This is a genomic window from Pseudomonas gozinkensis, from assembly GCF_014863585.1.
Classification (GTDB): Bacteria; Pseudomonadota; Gammaproteobacteria; order Pseudomonadales; family Pseudomonadaceae; genus Aquipseudomonas; species Aquipseudomonas gozinkensis.
Map to the genome: position 1 here is coordinate 5,753,179 of NZ_CP062253.1, position 20,125 is coordinate 5,773,303.

The following is a 20,125-nucleotide window of genomic DNA, read 5'->3' on the forward strand; positions in this document are numbered from 1 at the left end:
CGTGTCGTAACTATCTACCACGCCCCCCTCTCCTTTCATGGATAACGTGCCCACCGCGCGGCATGCCTGCGTCTGGCATCCCGTTGACGGATGACAAGCCCGAACGCCAGACAATCAATGAAAGGATTTCTTGATGAGACCCAAAAACCCGAATCAGAGGTTACCCGGCACGCCTCACAACCTCTCCGATACATCGCCTCTCCTGACGACTCCGCGACTTGAACTTCCCGGGTTGATTAGATCCGGCGGACCAGCCCCCCACCAACCCGGCCAACAGCTGGCGACACTACCGCCTTCAGGCAACACATTGCCCACGGTACAGATTCATGACCTGATCCCCTCGCTCAGGGAAAGTGAGCAAGGCTCATCCAGCAACCTTCACGCGACCGGATCAATCCGCCACTACGAACTGCCGCACCAGACCCGAACGCTTTTGCCCGGCGTCAATACCGAAGGATTGCGCGTCCACAGGGGACGCATTTATGCCGAAGTGCAGTACACGACGACCACCACAGTGATGGTGGCCTGGGACGAAGGTCTCGGAACCTACCGGGCCATGCATCCGCAGGAAATGCACCCCTCGGGCCCCGCCCTGCACTTCGACCCCGACAGCAATACCTGGCGGGTCGGCGAGCGACAAATCGCGAGTCAGTCAGTCGAGTCGTTGATACATCGACAGGAGGCGGACGACAACGCAGCACAGACGTACACGCCGCAATCAGAGCAACCGTCGCGGGCGCAACCGAACAGCCCGACCGCTAACATCGATATCCGACATTACGTCTGGGACAACGCCGCCGCCAATCACCATGGCTATGTGGTCATGCACCGAAAGATGCGGCTGGACGACGCCGTAGGGCCTCCATCACAGCATGCTTTCATGGACGATAACGGATTGTTTGTCAGTGTCGAGCCTCCCGCTCACCCCATGGATCAACCCGCCGAATGGCTGCCTGCCTGGACTGACCGCGACATCTGGAATCTCTACGGCCTTCAAGGCGCAGACATCACCCGCTTTCGTACCGAAGCTCACCGCACCGGGAAAAAACCTCAATGGGCCAAAGTCCGGGCGCAACGGATGGAGAACGTCTATCTGTTCGACGAGCTTCGCCGCTGGCTGGGTCCAGACATGGATCGCGACATGTTCAACCGCGTGCTGGAGCATCAGAAACTCACACCCGCCAAGTGGGCAGAACACCTCGAATCCGTCACCTTGCACCGCGATACACCGGTCACGCAGACGCCATTGCCAGGCCTGCCGGCGCCCGACTCGCCACCGACGCGCCTGCCCTCCCCGGATACGCCAGTGACAACAGAGACCACGCCGGCATACGGTGGTCAGCGTCCTCACACCCAGGATCTCGACAGCCCGCATCGCAGCCCGACTGAACCGCAGGCGCCGCCGCGCCTGCCGACGCCCGAGACAACGGACACCACATCAACAACATACGGCCATCAGCGTCACTACACCTGGGATCTCGACAAGACGGACTACCATGGTTACGTCGAGATGCAGCGCAAACCTGGCCTGGATGACAGTCACGGCCCGCTCACCCAAGTGGCGTTCCGTGAAGGCAGCGAACTGACCATCGTCAAACCAACCAGGTATTCGCCTACTCAACGGGCATTTCGGCCCTACTGGCGAGACATCGATATCTGGAACCTGTACAGGATCGAGGGAGCGGATCTTCTGCGCTTTCGCGTGGAGGTTGCGCTCAATACGAAGCCGCCAGAATGGGTCAAACAACGAGAATATCCTTCCCCGCGTGAACAATTGATCGACTATTTGCGGCTGTGGACCAATCCTGATTCTCCGCTCAAATCACGGGAGCAAGTCCTCGCCCGATTCCGGCCCTACAATCTCTCCACCCTGCAGCTGGCGCAGCTGTGCAGGGAAATATCGCCAACAGGGCAGTTCAATAAACTGATCAATGATGAGTTACCCGCGTGGGCCACGGCACATCGAGATCGCACGCGGCTTGTAAGCAACTCAAAACTTTTCGATCAGCTTCTGCCGGAAATCGAGTCGGAAATGATCCGACTGAGAAATCAGGGGGAAGGCATCAGCATTCTGAAAGCCAGCCTGACCGAACCCTTCTTTCAGCAGTTATTGGTGCACGCAGGCTTTAAACGCAACAGGCACAACTTCCTGTACAGAATCGACATTCCCGCCGTGTTCAAAGTGGATGACAGGACGCCTTTCGAAATTGCCCGGCCTGGGGCCATGCTTCCACAAGGGGGATCGACCGAGGGTTCAACGAGCGACACCCCCGTCAGCACCTTGTTCAGCCTCAAGACCGCCATGAGTTTCGCGAACGAGATCACCCCACCGAAACATCCGGCGGACATCCAATCACACGAGAATAATAAAGGGGCTCCGACGTCACCTTCTCAACGCATCAGGTTTTGCTACCTGCTCGACACCCGCAATGTGGAGGTCGTTCCCGGACAGGATAATCGCGCGTACAACCCAACTCGGACCTACCACATCCCAGCAGGCGACAAAACACGGTTCCCGACCATGAAAATGGAAGGCCACGTTTCGATGTCCTCGATCGGGTTCACTTCCAGACGCGTCTGGCTGGTCAACTCAAGCATGACCCGTGCGGCCACAGTGGACGATATACACAACCAGGCACTGAAGCGCGCGACCGGTTCCAGTCAGAGCCATGCCGACGCCATCGAAGCCCGAACGCGGTCCGGAGCCCTTAACCGGAATGAATATGATGCGTTGATCGATGAAGTGGCGAACGCCGGTAAACGTGTTATCGAGTTCCCGGCGGGAAAAGACATTTTCTCCAACGACATCGTCTTTGCGCCTGAAACAATCACTCTGTAGGAGGCCTCATAGCCCTCCGGTCGCCTGAAAGCCCACGCCGATCACTGTCAGCAACGACAACGGTAAAAGCAGGGTATCAAGTAACGCACTGGCAGGCAGATCGACCCCGGGATAGCTCGGGGCCTCGGCCCCGAATCGATCCATCGCGCAACAGCCACCGTTCATGGCGTACAAGTCCAGCCGCGTGCCGGAATACACCACCGGCGCGCCAGGCTTGGCGGCATCGAGCGTGCGCGCCGTGGCACAGCCGATCAGTTGCAGCGCAAGCACGATCGCCAGCAGCTTATTCATCGCTGCTCAGATGATGCTCGCCCCAGCGCGGCAGCATGTCCTGGGGGATGCCCAGCAGATTGAGAATCCGCGCCACCACGAAATCGATCAGGTCATCGATGGTCTGCGGCTGGTGATAGAAGCCCGGCGACGCCGGCAGGATGGTCACGCCCATGTTCGACAGCTTGAGCATGTGCTCCAGGTGAATGCTCGAATACGGCGCTTCGCGCGGCACCAGAATCAACTGACGACGCTCCTTCAACGTGACATCCGCCGCACGCTCGATCAGGTTGTTGCAGGCGCCGGTCGCAATGGCCGACAAAGTACCCGTCGAGCACGGCACCACCACCATGGCGGCCGGCGCCCCGGAACCCGACGCCACTGGCGACATCCAGTCTTCCTTGCCGTACACCCGAATCTGCCCGGCGGCGGCGCCGGTGTATTCGGTGAGGAACGCCTGCATCATTTGCGGCTTGGCCGGCAGCGACACGTCGGTCTCGGTGGCCATCACCAGTTGCGCGGCCTTGGAGATCAGGAAATGCACCTCGCGATCCTCGCGCACCAGGCAATCCAGCAGGCGCAAGCCGTACTGGGCGCCGGACGCGCCGGTCATCGCCAGCGTGATGCGTTCCGGGCCATTGCTCTGCAAACGAGTGTTCATTTCAGCGCCTCGGCGAGTTTGCCGTGCAGGCCGCCGAAGCCGCCGTTGCTCATGATCACCACGTGGGTGCCGGGCTGGGCCTGGCTCTTCACACGCTCGATGATGCCTTCCAGTGAATCACTGACGATCGACGGCACGGTGCACAGCGCGGCAGTGCCCGCCAGATCCCAACCGAGGTTGGCCGGGGCGTACCAGATCACCTGATCGGCATCGACCACGCTGTCCGGCAGACCGTCACGGTGGGCGCCGAGCTTCATCGAGTTGGAGCGCGGTTCGATGATCGCGATCAGCGGCGCATCGCCGATGCGTTTGCGCAGGCCGTCGAGGGTCGTGGCAATCGCGGTCGGGTGGTGGGCGAAGTCGTCGTAAATGGTGATGCCGCGCACTTCCGCGACTTTTTCCATCCGGCGTTTGACGCTCTTGAACGCGCTCAACCCGGCGATCCCCATCGACGGTACAACACCGACATGGCGCGCAGCGGCCAGAGTGGCCAAGGCGTTGGCAACGTTGTGCTGGCCGGTCAATTCCCACTCGACGACACCTTGGGAGACGCCTTCGAACATCACCTCGAACGCCGAGCCATCGTCTTTCAGCAACTTGACCTGCCACTGACCGCCGGCACCGGTGGTTTGCACCGGGGTCCAGCAGCCCATCTCGATCACGCGTTGCAACGCTGGCTCAGTGGTCGGGTGAATCACCAGGCCTTCGCTCGGGATGGTCCGCACCAGGTGGTGGAACTGCCGTTCGATGGCTGGCAAATCAGGGAAGATGTCGGCGTGATCGAACTCAAGGTTGTTGAGGATCGCGGTGCGCGGACGATAGTGGACAAACTTCGAGCGCTTGTCGAAGAACGCGCTGTCGTATTCGTCGGCCTCGATCACGAAGAAGGGCGTGCCGCCCAGACGCGCCGACACCGAGAAATTCTGCGGTACGCCGCCGATCAGGAAACCCGGGCTCATGCCGGCATGTTCCAGTACCCAGGCGAGCATGCTGCTGGTGGTGGTCTTGCCGTGCGTACCGGCAACCGCCAGTACCCAGCGACCTTGCAGCACATGGTCGGCCAGCCATTGCGGGCCGGAAACGTACGGCAGGCCTTTGTTCAGCACATATTCCACCGCCGGGTTGCCGCGGGACATGGCGTTGCCGACCACCACCAGATCCGGCGCCGGATCAAGCTGCGCCGGGTCGTAACCCTGAGTCAGCTGAATACCCTGGGCCTCGAGCTGGGTACTCATCGGCGGATAGACGTTGGCATCGGAGCCGGTCACATGATGGCCCAGCTCTTTGGCCAGAACTGCCATCGAGCCCATGAAAGTCCCGCAGATACCCAGAATATGAATGTGCATAGTCGACCTCGTAAAACATGGCCGCAGGTTAGCGCAGGGAGGGGGAAATCGCACTCTTTAGCTGATCGCCCGACCTTGATCGTTCCCACGCTCCGCGTGGGAATGCAGCGCAGGACGCTCTGCGTCCAAAAGCGGACGCGGAGCGTCCGGGGAGGGATTCAGGCGGTTCGGGCGATACCGTGCTTGCGCAGCTTTCTATAGAGCGTATTGCGACTGACGCCCAGTTGCTGCGCCGTGTGAGTCATGTGCCATCGCGTGTGTTCCAGCGCATTGAGCAACGCCAGCCGCTCGGCGTCTTCCAGTGGCTGACCGGATGACGCTTCATCAGTTTTTACCAGCAGCGGCTGAACCTGACGAAACATCGCGGGCAGATCCTCCAGCCCGATGCGCCCTTCATCGCACAGCGCCGCCAGCGTGCGCAGCACATTGCGCATCTGCCGCACATTGCCCGGCCAGTTGAAGCCCAGCAACGCCTGGCGTGCCGGCTCGTCGATCAGGATCGTTTCACCGCCCGCCTCTTCGGCCAGCAGGAAATCCAGCAGCTGCGATTTGTCACTGCGCTCGCGCAACGGCGGCAACGCCACTTCCAGCCCATTGAGCCGGTAATACAGGTCTTCCCGGAAACTGCCGTCGCCGACCCGCTCCAGCAAATTGCGGTGGGTGGCACTGATGATCCGCACGTTGACCGCTTCCGGCTCACCGCCGATCGGCACCACTTGCCGGTCTTCCAGCACCCGCAACAAGCGGGTTTGCAAGGCCAGCGGCATATCGCCGATTTCATCGAGGAACAGCGTGCCGCCATCGGCCTGCTGCAACTTGCCGCGCATGCCGTCCTTGCGCGCGCCGGTGAAGCTGCCACCGCGATAGCCGAACAGTTCGCTCTCGATCAGGCTCTCGGGAATCGCCGCGCAGTTAAGAGCAACGAACGCTTTGCCGGCCCGCTGACTGGCGTTGTGCACAGCCTTGGCGAATGCTTCCTTGCCAGAGCCGGTTTCGCCATTGATCAGCAGCGGCACGTCGCGCTCGAATACCCGCAGCGACTTGCGAAAATCCGCCTGCAACGCCGCATCCCCCAGGCAAATCCCGGCAAGACGCGGCGCTTCGACAGGCGCGGGAGCCGGCGCTACCGGCAGCGGCCGACGGGTTTCACCGCGCAACACCGCAAACAGATGCCGCCCGTCGCGAGTGCGCAATGGCCAGCTGGCGCTGGCATTGGCACTGGCGCGTCCGAGCAATTCATCCAGCGAACAATCGAAAAACGCCTCCACCGGTTTGCCGAGCAAGCCGCCACGAATGTGCCCCAGCAGGTTCAATGCGCTCTGGTTGACCGCGCTGATCCGCCCTTCCCCGTCAAACGCCAGCAACCCTTCGCTGAACAGCCCGACGGACTCGGCCTGGAGATGGAAACGCAACAACCATTGGTTATCGAAACAGCGCAGGAAATAACAGCTCTCGATCATCTTCGCCGACAGATTGACCAGCGCCATGGTGTGGAACTGGCTCTGGCGCGAGACGTCGTGCCGAGCCGAGGAAACATCGAGCACCGCCAGCAGTTCGCCGTGCGGGTCGAACACCGGGCTCGCCGAGCAGGTCAGGCCGGTGTGACGGCCGCGAAAGTGTTCGTCCTGATGGATGGTCAAAGCCTGACGCTCCACCAGGCAAGTGCCGATGCCGTTGGTGCCTTCGCAGGCCTCGCTCCAGTCGGAACCCAGCCACAGGCCGGCGCGTTCGAAGATCTTGCGTTCAGCGGGCGCGGTGACGCAGTTCAGGATCACCCCGCGCGCGTCGGTCAGAAGTACCGCATGCCCGGCGCCGGAGAGTTGCTGATGCAGGCTGCTCATTTCATTGCCGGCGATCTGCAACACCTGTTGCAGCCGTTCGCGGCTTTCGAGGACACGACCGTGTTCGAGCACGGTCGGCGCCATGGTCAGGGCCGGGTCGAGGTGATAGTCCTCAAGACAACGCAGCCACGAGCGGGCAATCGAGGGGTCGGCACCGGGGCCATGCAGGTGCGGCTTGCCCTGGGTGACGGTGAGAACCTGTTGGGCATGGCGACTCAAATGGTTGTCGTGCATTTCTTATTATTCTCCCCGAGGCTCATCGGCCCATGCGTGAAGTGGTGCCCAGCATCCTCCAGCCAACCGGTCTTTGCAATGCTGGCAAGACCGCCCGGTCACGGGCTGTGCCAGAAGCGGTACAAACTGTCACCCCAGCTGTACCGATACCGTCACAGACGCTTGCCACTTGTCCGACAGAAATCACGCAAGGCCTTGATTTGCCTGACCTGCACGGCAGTGGCCCGACCTTTGCTCTACGCTTATAGCAAGCGCTCATGCGCGTCTCTCTGATAAGTACAACAGCCAAGGAGAACATCATGCGTTACGCTCACCCCGGTACTGAAGGCGCCAAAGTCTCGTTCAAGAGCAAGTACGGTAACTACATCGGCGGCGAGTTCGTCGCGCCTGTCAAAGGTCAGTACTTCACCAACACCTCGCCAGTAAATGGCCAACCGATTGCCGAATTCCCGCGTTCCACGGCCGAAGACATCGACAAGGCCCTGGACGCCGCCCATGCTGCTGCCGATGCCTGGGGTTCCACTTCCGCTCAGGCGCGCTCGCTGATCCTGCTGAAAATTGCCGACCGCATCGAACAGAACCTCGAAACCCTGGCGATCACCGAAACCTGGGACAACGGCAAAGCCATCCGCGAAACCCTCAACGCCGACATCCCGCTGGCCGCTGACCACTTCCGTTATTTCGCCGGGTGCCTGCGCGCCCAGGAAGGCAGCGCCGCCGAGATCGACGGTAACACCGTCGCCTATCACATTCATGAACCACTGGGCGTGGTCGGCCAGATCATCCCGTGGAACTTCCCGATCCTGATGGCCGCGTGGAAACTCGCCCCGGCCCTGGCCGCCGGCAACTGCGTGGTGCTCAAGCCTGCCGAGCAAACCCCGCTGGGCATCAGCGTGCTGCTGGAACTGATCGGCGACCTGCTGCCGCCGGGCGTGCTCAACGTGGTGCAAGGGTTCGGCAAAGAAGCCGGCGAAGCCCTGGCCACCAGCAAGCGCATCGCCAAGATCGCGTTCACCGGCTCGACTCCGGTCGGCTCGCACATCATGAAATGCGCGGCCGAAAACATCATTCCGTCCACTGTGGAACTGGGCGGCAAGTCGCCGAACATCTTCTTCGAAGACATCATGCAGGCCGAGCCAAGCTTCATTGAAAAAGCCGCCGAAGGCCTGGTGCTGGCGTTCTTCAACCAGGGCGAAGTCTGCACCTGCCCGTCCCGTGCACTGGTTCAGGAGTCGATCTATCCGCAGTTCATGGAAGCGGTGATGAAGAAAGTCAGCCAGATCAAACGTGGCGACCCACTCGACACCGACACCATGGTCGGCGCCCAGGCGTCCGAGCAGCAATTCGACAAGATCCTTTCGTACCTGGAAATCGCCAAGGGCGAAGGTGCCGAACTGCTGACCGGCGGCAAGGTGGAAAAACTCGAAGGCAACCTGGCTTCCGGTTATTACATCCAGCCGACTCTGCTCAAGGGCACCAACAAGATGCGCGTGTTCCAGGAAGAAATCTTCGGCCCGGTGGTGAGCATCACCACCTTCAAGGACGAAGCCGAAGCCCTGGCGATTGCCAACGACACCGAGTTCGGCCTCGGCGCCGGCCTCTGGACCCGCGACATCAACCGCGCCTATCGCATGGGCCGCGCCATCAAGGCCGGTCGTGTGTGGACCAACTGCTACCACCTGTACCCGGCGCACGCCGCGTTCGGCGGGTACAAGAAGTCCGGCGTCGGCCGTGAAACCCACAAGATGATGCTCGACCACTACCAGCAGACCAAAAACCTGCTGGTCAGCTACGACATCAATCCGCTGGGCTTCTTCTAAAAAAAGCGGGGCAATACAGGCAGTCTGTGTTGCCCCTCAAACAGCCATCGCTGGCAAGCCAGCTCCCACAGGGATCTGGGTAAGCCCCAACACCACAAATACCTGTGGGAGCTGGCTTGCCAGCGATAGCATCCTTAATGACACAACACACAAGGCCTGGCCGCTCTGGCACGGGCCTTGCGTACCCGTCATTCAGGATCTGCGTGAACACTGCCGCTGCGTGAACAGCATCCACCCACTCAACCGCTGCACCCGAAAGTCCAACAGATCGAACAATAAAAAAGACAGAGAGGACTTATGACTTCCACCACACAGCTCAAACCCACACTCGGCACCCTGCACCTGTGGGGCATTGCCGTCGGCCTGGTGATTTCCGGCGAATACTTCGGCTGGAGTTACGGCTGGGGCACGGCGGGAACCCTGGGTTTCCTGGTCACGGCCCTGATGGTCGCGACCATGTATACCTGCTTCATCTTCAGTTTCACCGAACTGACCACCGCGATTCCCCACGCAGGCGGGCCGTTTGCCTACAGCCGGCGGGCGTTCGGCGAAAAAGGCGGATTGATCGCCGGGATCGCCACCCTGATCGAATTCGTGTTCGCCCCGCCGGCCATTGCCATGGCCATCGGCGCCTATCTGAATGTGCAATATCCGGGGCTCGATCCAAAACTCGCGGCGGTCGGCGCGTATTTCGTGTTCATGACCCTGAACATCCTTGGCGTCAGCATCGCCGCAACCTTTGAGCTGGTAGTGACCGTACTCGCCGTCGCTGAACTGCTGGTGTTCATGGGCGTGGTCGCGCCGGGCTTCAGCTTCAGCAACTTCGTGCTCAATGGCTGGTCCGGCGCCAATGAGTTCACGATGGGCTCGATTCCGGGCATTTTCGCGGCGATTCCCTTCGCGATCTGGTTTTTCCTCGCCATCGAAGGCGCGGCCATGGCGGCCGAGGAAGCCAAGGATCCGAAACGCACCATTCCACGGGCCTACGTCAGCGGCATCCTGACCTTGGTATTCCTCGCTATCGGTGTGATGGTGATGGCCGGCGGTGTCGGCGACTGGCGCCAACTGTCGAACATCAACGACCCGCTGCCGCAGGCGATGAAAGCGGTGGTCGGCAACAATTCGACGTGGATGCACATGCTGGTGTGGATCGGTCTGTTCGGGCTGGTGGCAAGTTTCCACGGGATCATCCTCGGCTACTCGCGGCAGTTCTTCGCTTTGGCCCGCGCTGGTTATCTGCCGAAAGGCCTGGCCAGACTCTCGCGTTTCCAGACCCCGCACCGGGCGATCCTGGCCGGCGGCGTGATCGGCATCGCGGCGATCTACAGCGACGGTCTGGTCAATCTGCAAGGCATGACCCTGACGGCGGCGATGATCACCATGTCGGTGTTCGGCGCCATCGTGATGTACATCATCAGCATGCTCAGCCTGTTCAAACTGCGCAAAACCGAACCGAACCTGGAGCGCACCTTCCGCGCGCCGGGCTATCCGGTGGTGCCGGCCATCGCGCTGTTTCTGGCGGTGGTGTGCCTGGTGGCGATGGCCTGGTTCAACACACTGATCGGTTGTGTATTCCTCGGTTTCATGGCTGCCGGTTACCTGTACTTCCAGTTGACCGCCAAGCAACGCTCCGAAGCACCGGCAGACGCTATGCTCGAAGGTATCTAAACGCTAACTGAGCTGCACCGGCATCGGGCCTCTCTCCCGGTGCCCGCTAAATAGAAGTGCATAAAGATCCAATGTGGGAGCGGGCTTGCTCGCGAATGCGGTGTGTCATTCAACAATGATGTCGCCTGACACGACGCCTTCGCGAGCAAGCTCGCTCCCACAGGGGATCGAATTATCCACAGAATCAGGAGGACACCGCCCCATGGCCGCATTTGCCCATACCGTCGGCGCCCAGACCTACCGCTTCGACAGCCTCAAGGACGTGATGGCCAAGGCCAGCCCGGCACGCTCCGGGGATTTCCTGGCCGGCGTCGCTGCGCTCAACGATGGCGAGCGGGTGGCTGCGCAAATGGCGCTGGCTGACATCCCGCTCACGCATTTTTTGCAGGAAGTGCTGATTCCCTACGAAACCGATGAAGTCACCCGCCTGATCATCGACAGCCATGACAAACAGGCCTTTGCGGTCGTCAGCCACCTCACGGTGGGCGGCTTCCGTGACTGGCTATTGAGCGAAGCGGCTGATGAATCCAGCCTGCGCGCCCTCGCCCCCGGCCTGACACCGGAAATGGTCGCCGCCGTGTCGAAGATCATGCGCGTGCAGGATCTGGTGCTGGTGGCGCAGAAAATCCGCGTCGTCACAAAATTTCGCGGCACCCTCGGTCTGCGTGGACGGTTATCCACAAGGCTGCAACCCAATCACCCGACCGACGAGCCGTCCGGCATCGCCGCGAGCATTCTCGACGGTCTGCTGTACGGCAACGGCGACGCGATGATCGGCATCAACCCGGCCACCGACAGCATCGCCTCGATCTGCGCGATGCTGGAAATGCTCGACGCGATCATCCAGCGCTACGACATTCCGACCCAGGCCTGCGTGCTGACCCACGTCACCACCTCTATAGAAGCGATCAACCGTGGTGTGCCGCTGGATCTGGTGTTCCAGTCGATTGCCGGCACCGAAGCGGCCAACGCCAGTTTCGGCATCAACCTGAACATCTTGCAGGAAGGTTATGAGGCGGGCCTTAGCCTCAATCGCGGCACGCTCGGGCAGAACCTGATGTATTTCGAAACCGGCCAGGGCAGTGCGCTGTCGGCCAACGCCCACCACGGCGTCGATCAACAGACCTGCGAGACCCGGGCCTACGCCGTGGCGCGCCATTTCAAGCCGTTTCTGGTGAACACCGTCGTAGGATTCATCGGCCCGGAATATCTATACAACGGCAAGCAGATCATCCGCGCCGGCCTCGAAGACCACTTCTGCGGCAAGTTGCTCGGTGTGCCGATGGGTTGCGATATCTGCTACACCAACCACGCCGAAGCCGACCAGGATGACATGGACACCCTGCTGACCCTGTTGGGCGTGGCCGGGATCAATTTCATCATGGGCATCCCCGGCTCCGACGACATCATGCTCAACTACCAGACCACCTCGTTCCACGACGCGCTCTATGCGCGCCAGACACTGGGCCTGAAACCGGCGCCGGAGTTCGAGCAGTGGCTGGCCAACATGGGCATCTTCACCCAGGCGGACGGCAAGGTCCGCTTCGGCAACAACCTGCCGCCGGCCTTCCGCCAGGCCTTGGCGCAACTGGGATGAGTCAGATGGAAAAACCGCCCGTCGATCCACAAAACCCGTGGCTGGAGCTGCGTCGTCTGACCCCGGCACGCATTGCCCTCGGCCGCACCGGCACCAGCCTGCCCACCAGCGCGCAACTGGATTTCCAGTACGCCCACGCGCAAGCAAGGGACGCCGTGCATTTGCCGTTCGATCACGCCGGGCTCAGCGCCCAACTGACCGAGCGCCAGCGTGACAATCTGCTGCTGCACAGCGCGGCGGCAGATCGCAACAGCTACCTGCAACGCCCGGACCTGGGGCGCAAGTTGAGCGATCAATCGGCGCAGGTCCTGCACGAATACGCCCAGGCGCATCCGGGCAGCGTGGATCTGGTGATTGTGGTGGCGGATGGTCTCTCGGCGCTGGCGGTGCATCGGCATACCCTGCCATTTCTCACCCGCCTGGAAGAACAAATGAGCGCCGACGAATGGTCAATAGCACCTGTAGTGCTGGTGGAACAGGGTCGAGTGGCGATTGGCGATGAAATCGGCCAGTTGCTGGGCGCCAAAATGGTCGTGATGCTGATTGGAGAGCGTCCGGGCCTCAGTTCGCCGGACAGCCTGGGTTTATATTTCACCTACAATCCAAAGGTCGGCCTCACGGATGCGTACCGCAATTGCATCTCCAATGTGCGGCTGGAAGGGCTCAGCTACGGCATGGCGGCGCATCGCTTGCTGTACCTGATGCGCGAAGCCTGTCGGCGACAGCTGTCGGGCGTCAATCTGAAGGACGAAGCGCAGATCCAGACGCTGGAATCGGAAGCCGGTGCAGACATGAAGAGTAATTTCCTACTCGATCCGCCCCCAGCCTGAACCGTTTCCGCATTGCCTTTCTGCGCGGGTTTGAGGCAGGATCGATGCACGGCCGCCCGGGTTTCCCATCGCCGTCAGAGCACGTGAAGACAGCCACTTGAAGGACGAGACCTACCATGCGGATTATCCAAGCGACCCTCGAACACCTGGATTTGCTGACCCCGTTGTTCGTTAAGTACCGCGAGTTCTACGGCTCCCTGCCCTATCCGGACTCGTCCCGGGCCTTTCTCGAAAAGCGCCTGCGACGCAAGGAGTCGGTGATCTACCTGGCCCTGGCCGATGACGACGACAAGAAGCTCATGGGCTTCTGCCAGCTCTACCCGAGCTTTTCCTCCCTGTCGCTCAAGCGCGTGTGGATCCTCAACGACATCTACGTCGCCGAAGACGCCCGCCGCCAGCTGGTGGCCGACAACCTGATCCGCACCGCGAAGAAAATGGCCAAGGAAACCCAGGCCGTGCGCATGCGCGTCTCCACCAGTGCCGACAACGAAGTGGCGCAGAAAACCTACGAATCCATCGGGTTCAAGGAAGACACCGAGTTCAAGAACTACGTGCTGCCAATTAGCGACGAGCTCTGATCGCGGGGTGTCCTGCGGGGAGGGAGCAGACTCCCTCCCCAAAATGAATGCCAACCCGACATTTATTCACACCGACATCCCCCGCTACAAAACCAACGCGCTTTTCACCTCTCAGACCGTATAATCCCGAGCTTTCCGGCTTGTAAGAAAAACTACACCCGCTTGTAGGCTTACACGAAGTCATCCGCACAGGCCTGCCGAGTCAGGCCGTCACCACAGGTGCCTCCATGGATTTCAACCCGCTCGACCTTGTCCTGCATCTCGACGTTTACCTCGACCTGCTGGTGAATAATTACGGGCCATGGATCTACGCCATCCTGTTTCTGGTGATCTTCTGCGAGACCGGTCTGGTGGTGATGCCATTCCTGCCGGGTGATTCCCTGCTGTTCATCGCCGGCGCAGTGGCTGCAGGCGGCGGCATGGACCCGGTCTTGCTGGGCGGCCTGCTGATGCTCGCGGCGATCCTCGGCGACAGCACCAACTACGTGATTGGACGAACGGCGGGCGAGAAGCTGTTCAGCAATCCGAACTCGAAGATCTTCCGCCGCGATTACCTGCAACAGACCCACGACTTCTACGACAAGCACGGCGGCAAAACCGTGACCCTGGCGCGCTTCCTGCCGATCATCCGCACCTTTGCACCGTTCGTCGCCGGTGTCGCCAAGATGCCTTACCCGCGCTTCTTCGGTTTCAGCGTGTTCGGCACCGTGCTGTGGGTCGGCGGTCTGGTAACGCTGGGTTACTTCTTCGGCAACGTGCCGTTCATCAAGAAGAACCTGTCGCTGCTGGTGGTCGGCATCATTCTGCTGTCGCTGATTCCGATGATCATCGGCGTGGTTCGCAGCCGCTTCGGTGGCACCAAAGCCCAATCGCACTAAGCCGATGTGGTCGCTGAGCGCCTGGCGACGCCGGCGCATTCTGGCGAAGCACCCGATTGCCGACGATATGTGGCAGCGGGTGCGTCATCACCTGAGTTTTCTCGATGGCATCAGTGCCGCCGAAGACCAGTGGCTTCGCGAAGCCTGCGTGCTGTTCCTCGAAGACAAACACCTGACCGCCCTGCCTGGCGTCGAGCTGCATCAGGAGCAACGCCTGCTGCTCGCCGCCCAGGCGCAATTGCCGCTTTTGCATCTGGGCGATCTGAACTGGTATCAGGGTTTTCACGAAATCGTCCTCTACCCCGACGACTTCCTCAGCCCCCAGCGCCATCGTGATGCCAGCGGCGTCGAACATGAGTGGGACGGCGAACACAGCGGCGAAGCCTGGCAGCAAGGGCCGATAATTCTCGCCTGGCCCGGCGTGATGGCCAGTGGTGGCTGGGAAGGCTACAACCTGGTGATCCACGAACTGGCGCACAAACTCGACATGCTCAACGGCGACGCCAACGGCCTGCCACCTTTGCACGCCGACATGCGGGTCAGCGACTGGGCCGAGGTAATGCAAGCGGCGTACGACAACCTCAATCGCCAGCTCGACCTCCATCCCGACGCCGAAACCGCCATCGACCCCTACGCCGCCGAGAACCCGGCCGAGTTCTTCGCGGTCACCAGCGAGTACTTCTTCAGCGCTCCGGATCTGCTGCACGACGCTTATCCACAGGTGTATGCGCAGTTGCAGCTATTTTACCGCCAGGACCCGTTGGCGCGCCTGAAGCAACTTCAGGCCACCGACCCGGTCTATCAGGCTCACGAGTAAAGGTCTGCACGACTTCCGGTACGTGGCGTCCACGGCAGAATATGCCTATAATCGCCGCCACTTTTTGGTCAATCCGGCCAAGTGTTTTGGTCTACTAACGGGGGCAACGCCCAATGAGCTACAGCAAGATTCCGGCTGGCAAAGACCTGCCGAACGACATCTACGTCGCGATCGAGATCCCGGCCAACCACGCGCCGATCAAATACGAAATCGACAAAGACAGCGATTGCCTGTTCGTTGACCGTTTCATGGCCACCCCGATGTTCTACCCGGCCAACTACGGTTACATCCCGAACACCCTGGCTGACGACGGTGATCCCCTGGACGTGCTGGTAGTGACCCCTTACCCGGTTGCTCCAGGTTCGGTGATCCGCGCGCGTCCGGTCGGCATCCTGAACATGACCGACGACGGCGGCGGCGATGCCAAAGTCATCGCAGTCCCTCACGACAAGCTGTCCCAGCTGTACGTGGACGTGAAGGAATACACCGACCTGCCAGCGCTGCTGATCCAGCAGATCGAGCACTTCTTCGCGAACTACAAAGATCTCGAAAAAGGCAAATGGGTGAAAATCGAAGGTTGGGACGGCGCTGACGCTGCCCGCGCCGCGATCACCAAGTCGGTTGCCGCCTACAAAGGCTAAGCCTCACGACCTGCGACACGCTTGAAGAAAACCCCGGTTGATCCGGGGTTTTTTGTGCCTGCTCGCCAGGTTCTTAAACAGCTTGTTTATAGCGACCTACAGAAAAGTTTTAGTGCGTGTAATTTCCCACAAGCACGTCTTACATCCCGTCGCAAAATTTGCCCCGATTTTGAACGCAAGGTTTATTCAAACCGCTCTAGGCCGGCCGTAGACTCGTGTTTATGAGAAAGAACACTAGCGGTCCAAGATTCAAGGCACTCCTGGAAGCTGCGAACATCACCACCACGGGATTCGCAAAGTTCTGGGGCACGGAAGCCCAAAACGTTCATAACTGGTACACCCGGGGCGTACCCGCGTACCGCATGGAAGAGGTCGCGCGCCTGCTGTCCGTCAACAGCCAATGGCTGAAGACCGGCGAAGGCCCGAAAGACGCCCCGCACCTGCACACGGACTCGGGCGACATCCTCGATGCCCATGCCATTCGCGGCGTGTACACGGTGCTCGAAACCAACGACATCGAACTGCCGCTCTACAAGGAAACCCCGACCGCCCCCGGCTCCGGCAAGACCCACGTCATCAAGGACCCGGAACAAACCATCCGCCTGCCCCGCAGCCACCTCGAAGCCCTGGAAATCCGTCATGCCGACGCCATCTGCACCCACATGATCGGCAACAGCATGGCCGAGAAAATCGAAGACGGCTCCACCCTCGCCATCGACCGCGGCCTCACCCAGGTGGTGGACGGCGAAATCTACGCCATCGAACACGACGGCATGCTGCGCATCAAATACCTGCACCGCATGCCGGGCAACGCCCTGCGCCTGCGCAGCCACAACAGCGCGGAATACCCGGACGAGATCTTCCGCGCGGCGCAGATCGAGGAGCAGAGGATTCATGTGCTGGGGTGGGTGTTCTGGTGGTCGACGCTGGGCAAGCGGCGGCCGGTGGTGCCGTTTCTCTGATCCTCCACCACTCCTGGCTCCAGTACAGAACGCTGTGGGAGCAGGCTTGGTCCGGGCGGGGATCTGACGAAGGGGCCCGGATACCCGGTACAAATCTCTGCTTCCTGCCGCAGAAATCGCTCTATTCCGCACTTGAGGCTGGGAATCCCCAACAAAACTCAGTATCCTGCGCCCCACATTCGCGCATCGACCCGCCAAGCGGCCCAGATGACGCCTGACGCGGCAGACCACTGTCTGACCAAGTCCCACAGCCGGACGCAAGATCCGGATGTAAGTTTTGAAGGCTGGCGCGGTTTACCAAAAATAAACCAAGCCAGTCCCCGAGAAGCCGGCCACAAGCCGGCTTTTTAATGCCTGAAAGAAAACCAAACCTACCGTCCAGAAATCTTCCTTGTTACCGTAGCGGCAAAACTCGTCACGGTGTTCCAACATGGACTCCTCCAAAATCCGAAATGATGACGGTCAGAAGCCGCACTTCTCTGATCCGGATCAGTTACTGCTCGAAGCAGAGTTACGTTGCAAGGAGGATGTGGCGCTTATCGCCGCAGTCAACGAACGTCTTGTCACCCCTCAGCGAGTCAAGATAAGTCTGGATGACTTGTAACGTCGAATCCCGTCGAGCCGTAGTTTCGGGAGATTTGATCCCTCAATCGGGCAATAGGCTGCTGCCCAACTCAATTGTGCAACAGCCCGTTGCACAATCCCCTCACGGATAGCTGAACGACTTCACCAACGTCAACTCCCCCACCGCCCGCATCGGCACGATGAAAGTCTCCATCTTCTCGTTAGGCGTCCCCTCCTCCGTAATCACCGTCACCTGCGCCGTAGTCAGCGGCTGCACCGCTTCTTCCCCACCCTCATCATCCCCGCGATAGCCACCGCCAAAATAATTCACATACACCAGATACTGCCCCTTGATCGGTGCAGGCATGGCGAAGATTTCCGGGCCGTAACCGGTGGTTACGTCCACATCCAAAGCCGCGCCGTTGGGAGCGACGCGGTCGCCGTACCAGATGTGTGCGCCGTCAGGTGTGATCAGGTGCAGATCGAGATCGGTGCCATCACTGTCCCACGCCAGCAATACCCGCAGCTTGGCCGGGGTGGCGCCGCCGCTGGTGTTGAGAAACTGTGTGCGATGCCGTTGCTGGCCGTCCGGGCTGCGGACTTCGACGCTGTTGCTGCCGTTGGGAAACGAGAATGGGCGGTCGAAGCGGCCGCTGTCGTCGATTTTCAGCGGCATGCTGACACCGTTGACGATCAGGCGGCCGGGCTCTTTGTTTTTCGGTGTGGCTTTGATTTCGCCGCTGATGCGGGCGGTGTTGGCCTGGCCGAGCGGGGTGTTCACCGAGGAGGCCGGGTAGTTGACGGTCTGACGGAAGCTCTCGCCCTCGCCTTCGGGTGCGCCGCTGCGCCAGCCGCCGACCGGGGTGTCGAGTTTTACGCCGTCCGCGGCGATCACCGGCGATACAGCGGCAAAGACGCAGAGCAACAGCAAGACCTGTGGATAACGGAGTGTCATGGTCTATTCCAGCAAAAGGTGACGGGCGAGCCCTTCGATATAGGTTTCATCCTGGCCGTTGGGGTGTGCTTCAAAGGCCAGGTGCAGGTATTCGTGAGTCAGGTCGAGGCGGTCCTGCAAGGACAGCACGCCGCGCACGTAGATGCGCTGGCGTTCGCGATCGACGAAGGGGCGGCCGAAGGCGAGTTTGCAGACGGCGAAAGTGCTGACTTCGTTGTAGCCGGTTTCGCTTTCCAGCCTAGGACGCCAGCCGCGCCGCTGTTTTTGTAGCCAGTCCTGCGCGGCTGGCAGTGCTTCGCAGGACGCCACCGGGTTGTCCCAGCGACTGAGGCTCGCGCGCGGATAGGCGTGCAGCAAAATAGCGTCGTAACGCTGGCCGGCATTGGCTTGCTCGACGGCTTGCTGCCAGGCCAGTTTGTCCGGGCCGGGTTGGTCGGAGTGATAGGTGACGGTGCTGCCGGCCAATACCAGGTCCGCCGTCCACGCGGCGATGTTGCGGGATTCGGCGGAAGCAGGACGTGGAGCGACGCGCTGACGTGTGCTGCTGTCGTCGATGCTCAAACATTCGCCATTGCGCGTGGCGTTTTGCAGCAGATACGTGCGGATCGCCACGGCCAATGCTTTGGCGGCTTCGGGGGGTTCGGGCCTGGCTTCACGCTCCAGCACACGGGCGACATACTCTTCGCGATCCAGCCGGGCGACCAGTTTGTCGTTGAGCAGAAACAGTTCGCCGTCGCTGTGGATATCCAGCGCATTGCCGTTGGCGAATTCGACGCGGTAATCACCCTGCAACGGGCCCGCAGTCACCGCCCGATCACCGGCCAGAACCCGGGTAACGGGATAACGCGAAAACAGACCGACCTCAACACATCGCCCCGCGTCCGCCGGCCAGGAAGCAGGCAACACCGTCGCCAACGCAGCACCGTAATGCCGCAAAACCATCTGACTGGTGCCACGACCACCGGCCCAGATCGGCGAACCATCCGCCGTCCACCCAGCGAATCCGCCTTGGCGTGATTGAGGGTCCTGATCGCCGAGCCAGCTCCAGGTTTTCACCCGCAAGCGCCCGCCGAGTTCACCGACGACATTGCCGTCCGCCGCGTTCAACACTACATCGAGCAGCACGCGGCGCATCTGATCCTGAGCCGGCAACAAAGCCAAAACGCCCAGTAACTCCGCGACAGGAACCCTCGTGGCCGGTTGCACGGAAGACAACTTCAGCAACCACGACGGCGCCTGTCGCGCCTGCCAATAGGTTTTCCAATCGCCAGCGGTTATACCCAACCGCGCCGGCTCGAAATACAGCCCGCAGGACTTCACCAGCGCCTGATCACGCTCAATCTTCCCGCCCGCAGTACAGCAATAAACCTCTTCCTTCGACTGCCCGCGACATTCATACGCCGGTTCCCGCGCACCGGTATCCACCAGCCACGCGTAAACGAACACCTTCCACAAACTGCCCAGCGGCGTATCCAGCGAAGAAGGCAACGGCTCGCGAGCGGTCAGTTGCGTGGTGTTCAGCGACAGCAACTCGCCCTTGTACGCCACGCGCAACAGTTCATCCTGCGCCGTCGCCAGCGCAGGAATCACACACATCAGCAGCCAGACCAGCGGCCGGGTCATG

Annotated in this window: 18 protein-coding genes; 11 read left to right on the top strand and 7 right to left on the bottom strand. The window is 60.8% G+C overall.

The annotated features are described in order from the left end of the window. Window positions 1-307: 307 nt before the first annotated feature. The gene (locus IHQ43_RS25655; protein WP_192562530.1) at window positions 308-2,839 is read left to right on the top strand and encodes a hypothetical protein; all 2,532 of its coding nucleotides are present in this window, start codon (window positions 308-310) and stop codon (window positions 2,837-2,839) included. Between the two features lie 6 nt (window positions 2,840-2,845). Here IHQ43_RS25655 and IHQ43_RS25660 read toward each other — a convergent pair whose 3' ends face one another. From IHQ43_RS25660 to IHQ43_RS25675, 4 genes are all read right to left on the bottom strand, one after another. Next, window positions 2,846-3,130: a YceK/YidQ family lipoprotein gene (locus IHQ43_RS25660; protein WP_192562531.1), complete on the bottom strand. Its 285-nt coding sequence runs from the start codon at window positions 3,128-3,130 to the stop codon at window positions 2,846-2,848. Next, window positions 3,123-3,770: a flavin prenyltransferase UbiX gene (gene ubiX / locus IHQ43_RS25665; protein ID WP_085654987.1), complete on the bottom strand. Its 648-nt coding sequence runs from the start codon at window positions 3,768-3,770 to the stop codon at window positions 3,123-3,125. Before ubiX ends, IHQ43_RS25660 begins: the two co-directional genes overlap by 8 nt. Beyond that, on the bottom strand, window positions 3,767-5,116 hold the full coding sequence (gene mpl / locus IHQ43_RS25670; RefSeq protein ID WP_192562532.1) for a UDP-N-acetylmuramate:L-alanyl-gamma-D-glutamyl-meso-diaminopimelate ligase: 1,350 nt from the start codon (window positions 5,114-5,116) through the stop codon (window positions 3,767-3,769). Before mpl ends, ubiX begins: the two co-directional genes overlap by 4 nt. Before the next feature lie 158 nt (window positions 5,117-5,274). Next, entirely contained in the window at window positions 5,275-7,191 is a 1,917-nt protein-coding gene (locus IHQ43_RS25675; protein ID WP_192562533.1) for a sigma-54-dependent Fis family transcriptional regulator, read from the bottom strand. A 299-nt stretch (window positions 7,192-7,490) separates the two neighbouring features. On the opposite strand from IHQ43_RS25675, the gene exaC reads away from it, so the two are divergent. The 9 genes from exaC to IHQ43_RS25720 all read left to right on the top strand — a co-directional run bounded on the left by exaC (window position 7,491) and on the right by IHQ43_RS25720 (window position 16,982). Continuing rightward, window positions 7,491-9,011: an acetaldehyde dehydrogenase ExaC gene (exaC, locus tag IHQ43_RS25680; RefSeq protein WP_064599698.1), complete on the top strand. Its 1,521-nt coding sequence runs from the start codon at window positions 7,491-7,493 to the stop codon at window positions 9,009-9,011. Window positions 9,012-9,308: 297 nt separating this feature from the next. Then, window positions 9,309-10,679, top strand: a complete 1,371-nt coding sequence (eat, locus tag IHQ43_RS25685) for an ethanolamine permease (RefSeq protein ID WP_192562534.1) — start codon at window positions 9,309-9,311, stop codon at window positions 10,677-10,679. Between the two features lie 202 nt (window positions 10,680-10,881). Then, complete coding sequence (locus tag IHQ43_RS25690) at window positions 10,882-12,276, top strand: ethanolamine ammonia-lyase subunit EutB (protein WP_192562535.1); 1,395 nt, start codon at window positions 10,882-10,884, stop codon at window positions 12,274-12,276. Further along, on the top strand, window positions 12,273-13,106 hold the full coding sequence (gene eutC, locus IHQ43_RS25695; RefSeq protein WP_425220285.1) for an ethanolamine ammonia-lyase subunit EutC: 834 nt from the start codon (window positions 12,273-12,275) through the stop codon (window positions 13,104-13,106). The genes IHQ43_RS25690 and eutC overlap by 4 nt, the downstream gene beginning before the upstream one ends. 116 nt (window positions 13,107-13,222) lie before the next feature. Continuing rightward, window positions 13,223-13,684, top strand: coding sequence for a GNAT family N-acetyltransferase (locus IHQ43_RS25700; RefSeq protein WP_007958617.1), 462 nt, complete (start codon window positions 13,223-13,225; stop codon window positions 13,682-13,684). A 227-nt stretch (window positions 13,685-13,911) separates the two neighbouring features. Next, window positions 13,912-14,562 carry a DedA family protein gene (locus IHQ43_RS25705; protein ID WP_192562537.1) on the top strand — a complete coding sequence of 217 codons (651 nt, stop codon included), beginning with the start codon at window positions 13,912-13,914 and terminating at the stop codon, window positions 14,560-14,562. A gap of 4 nt (window positions 14,563-14,566) precedes the next feature. Continuing rightward, the gene (locus IHQ43_RS25710) at window positions 14,567-15,379 is read left to right on the top strand and encodes a M90 family metallopeptidase (protein ID WP_192562538.1); all 813 of its coding nucleotides are present in this window, start codon (window positions 14,567-14,569) and stop codon (window positions 15,377-15,379) included. 113 nt (window positions 15,380-15,492) lie between these two features. Continuing rightward, a complete protein-coding gene (gene ppa / locus IHQ43_RS25715) occupies window positions 15,493-16,020 on the top strand; it encodes an inorganic diphosphatase (protein ID WP_007933577.1) in 528 nt (175 codons plus the stop codon). Between the two features lie 221 nt (window positions 16,021-16,241). After that, a complete protein-coding gene (locus IHQ43_RS25720; protein WP_192562539.1) occupies window positions 16,242-16,982 on the top strand; it encodes a S24 family peptidase in 741 nt (246 codons plus the stop codon). Between the two features lie 294 nt (window positions 16,983-17,276). Here IHQ43_RS25720 and IHQ43_RS25725 read toward each other — a convergent pair whose 3' ends face one another. Next, window positions 17,277-17,414 (bottom strand): hypothetical protein, encoded by a 138-nt coding sequence (locus tag IHQ43_RS25725; protein WP_192562540.1) that lies wholly within the window; start codon window positions 17,412-17,414, stop codon window positions 17,277-17,279. Between IHQ43_RS25725 and IHQ43_RS25730 the strand changes: the two genes are divergently transcribed. Then, window positions 17,413-17,586 (top strand): hypothetical protein, encoded by a 174-nt coding sequence (locus IHQ43_RS25730; protein ID WP_192562541.1) that lies wholly within the window; start codon window positions 17,413-17,415, stop codon window positions 17,584-17,586. The genes IHQ43_RS25725 and IHQ43_RS25730 overlap by 2 nt on opposite strands. Window positions 17,587-17,688: 102 nt before the next feature. On the opposite strand, the gene IHQ43_RS25735 is transcribed toward IHQ43_RS25730, so the two are convergent. Next, a complete protein-coding gene (locus IHQ43_RS25735) occupies window positions 17,689-18,501 on the bottom strand; it encodes a YfaP family protein (protein ID WP_192562542.1) in 813 nt (270 codons plus the stop codon). Between the two features lie 3 nt (window positions 18,502-18,504). Next, entirely contained in the window at window positions 18,505-20,124 is a 1,620-nt protein-coding gene (locus IHQ43_RS25740) for a DUF2300 domain-containing protein (RefSeq protein ID WP_192562543.1), read from the bottom strand. Between the last annotated feature and the right edge of the window lies 1 nt (window position 20,125).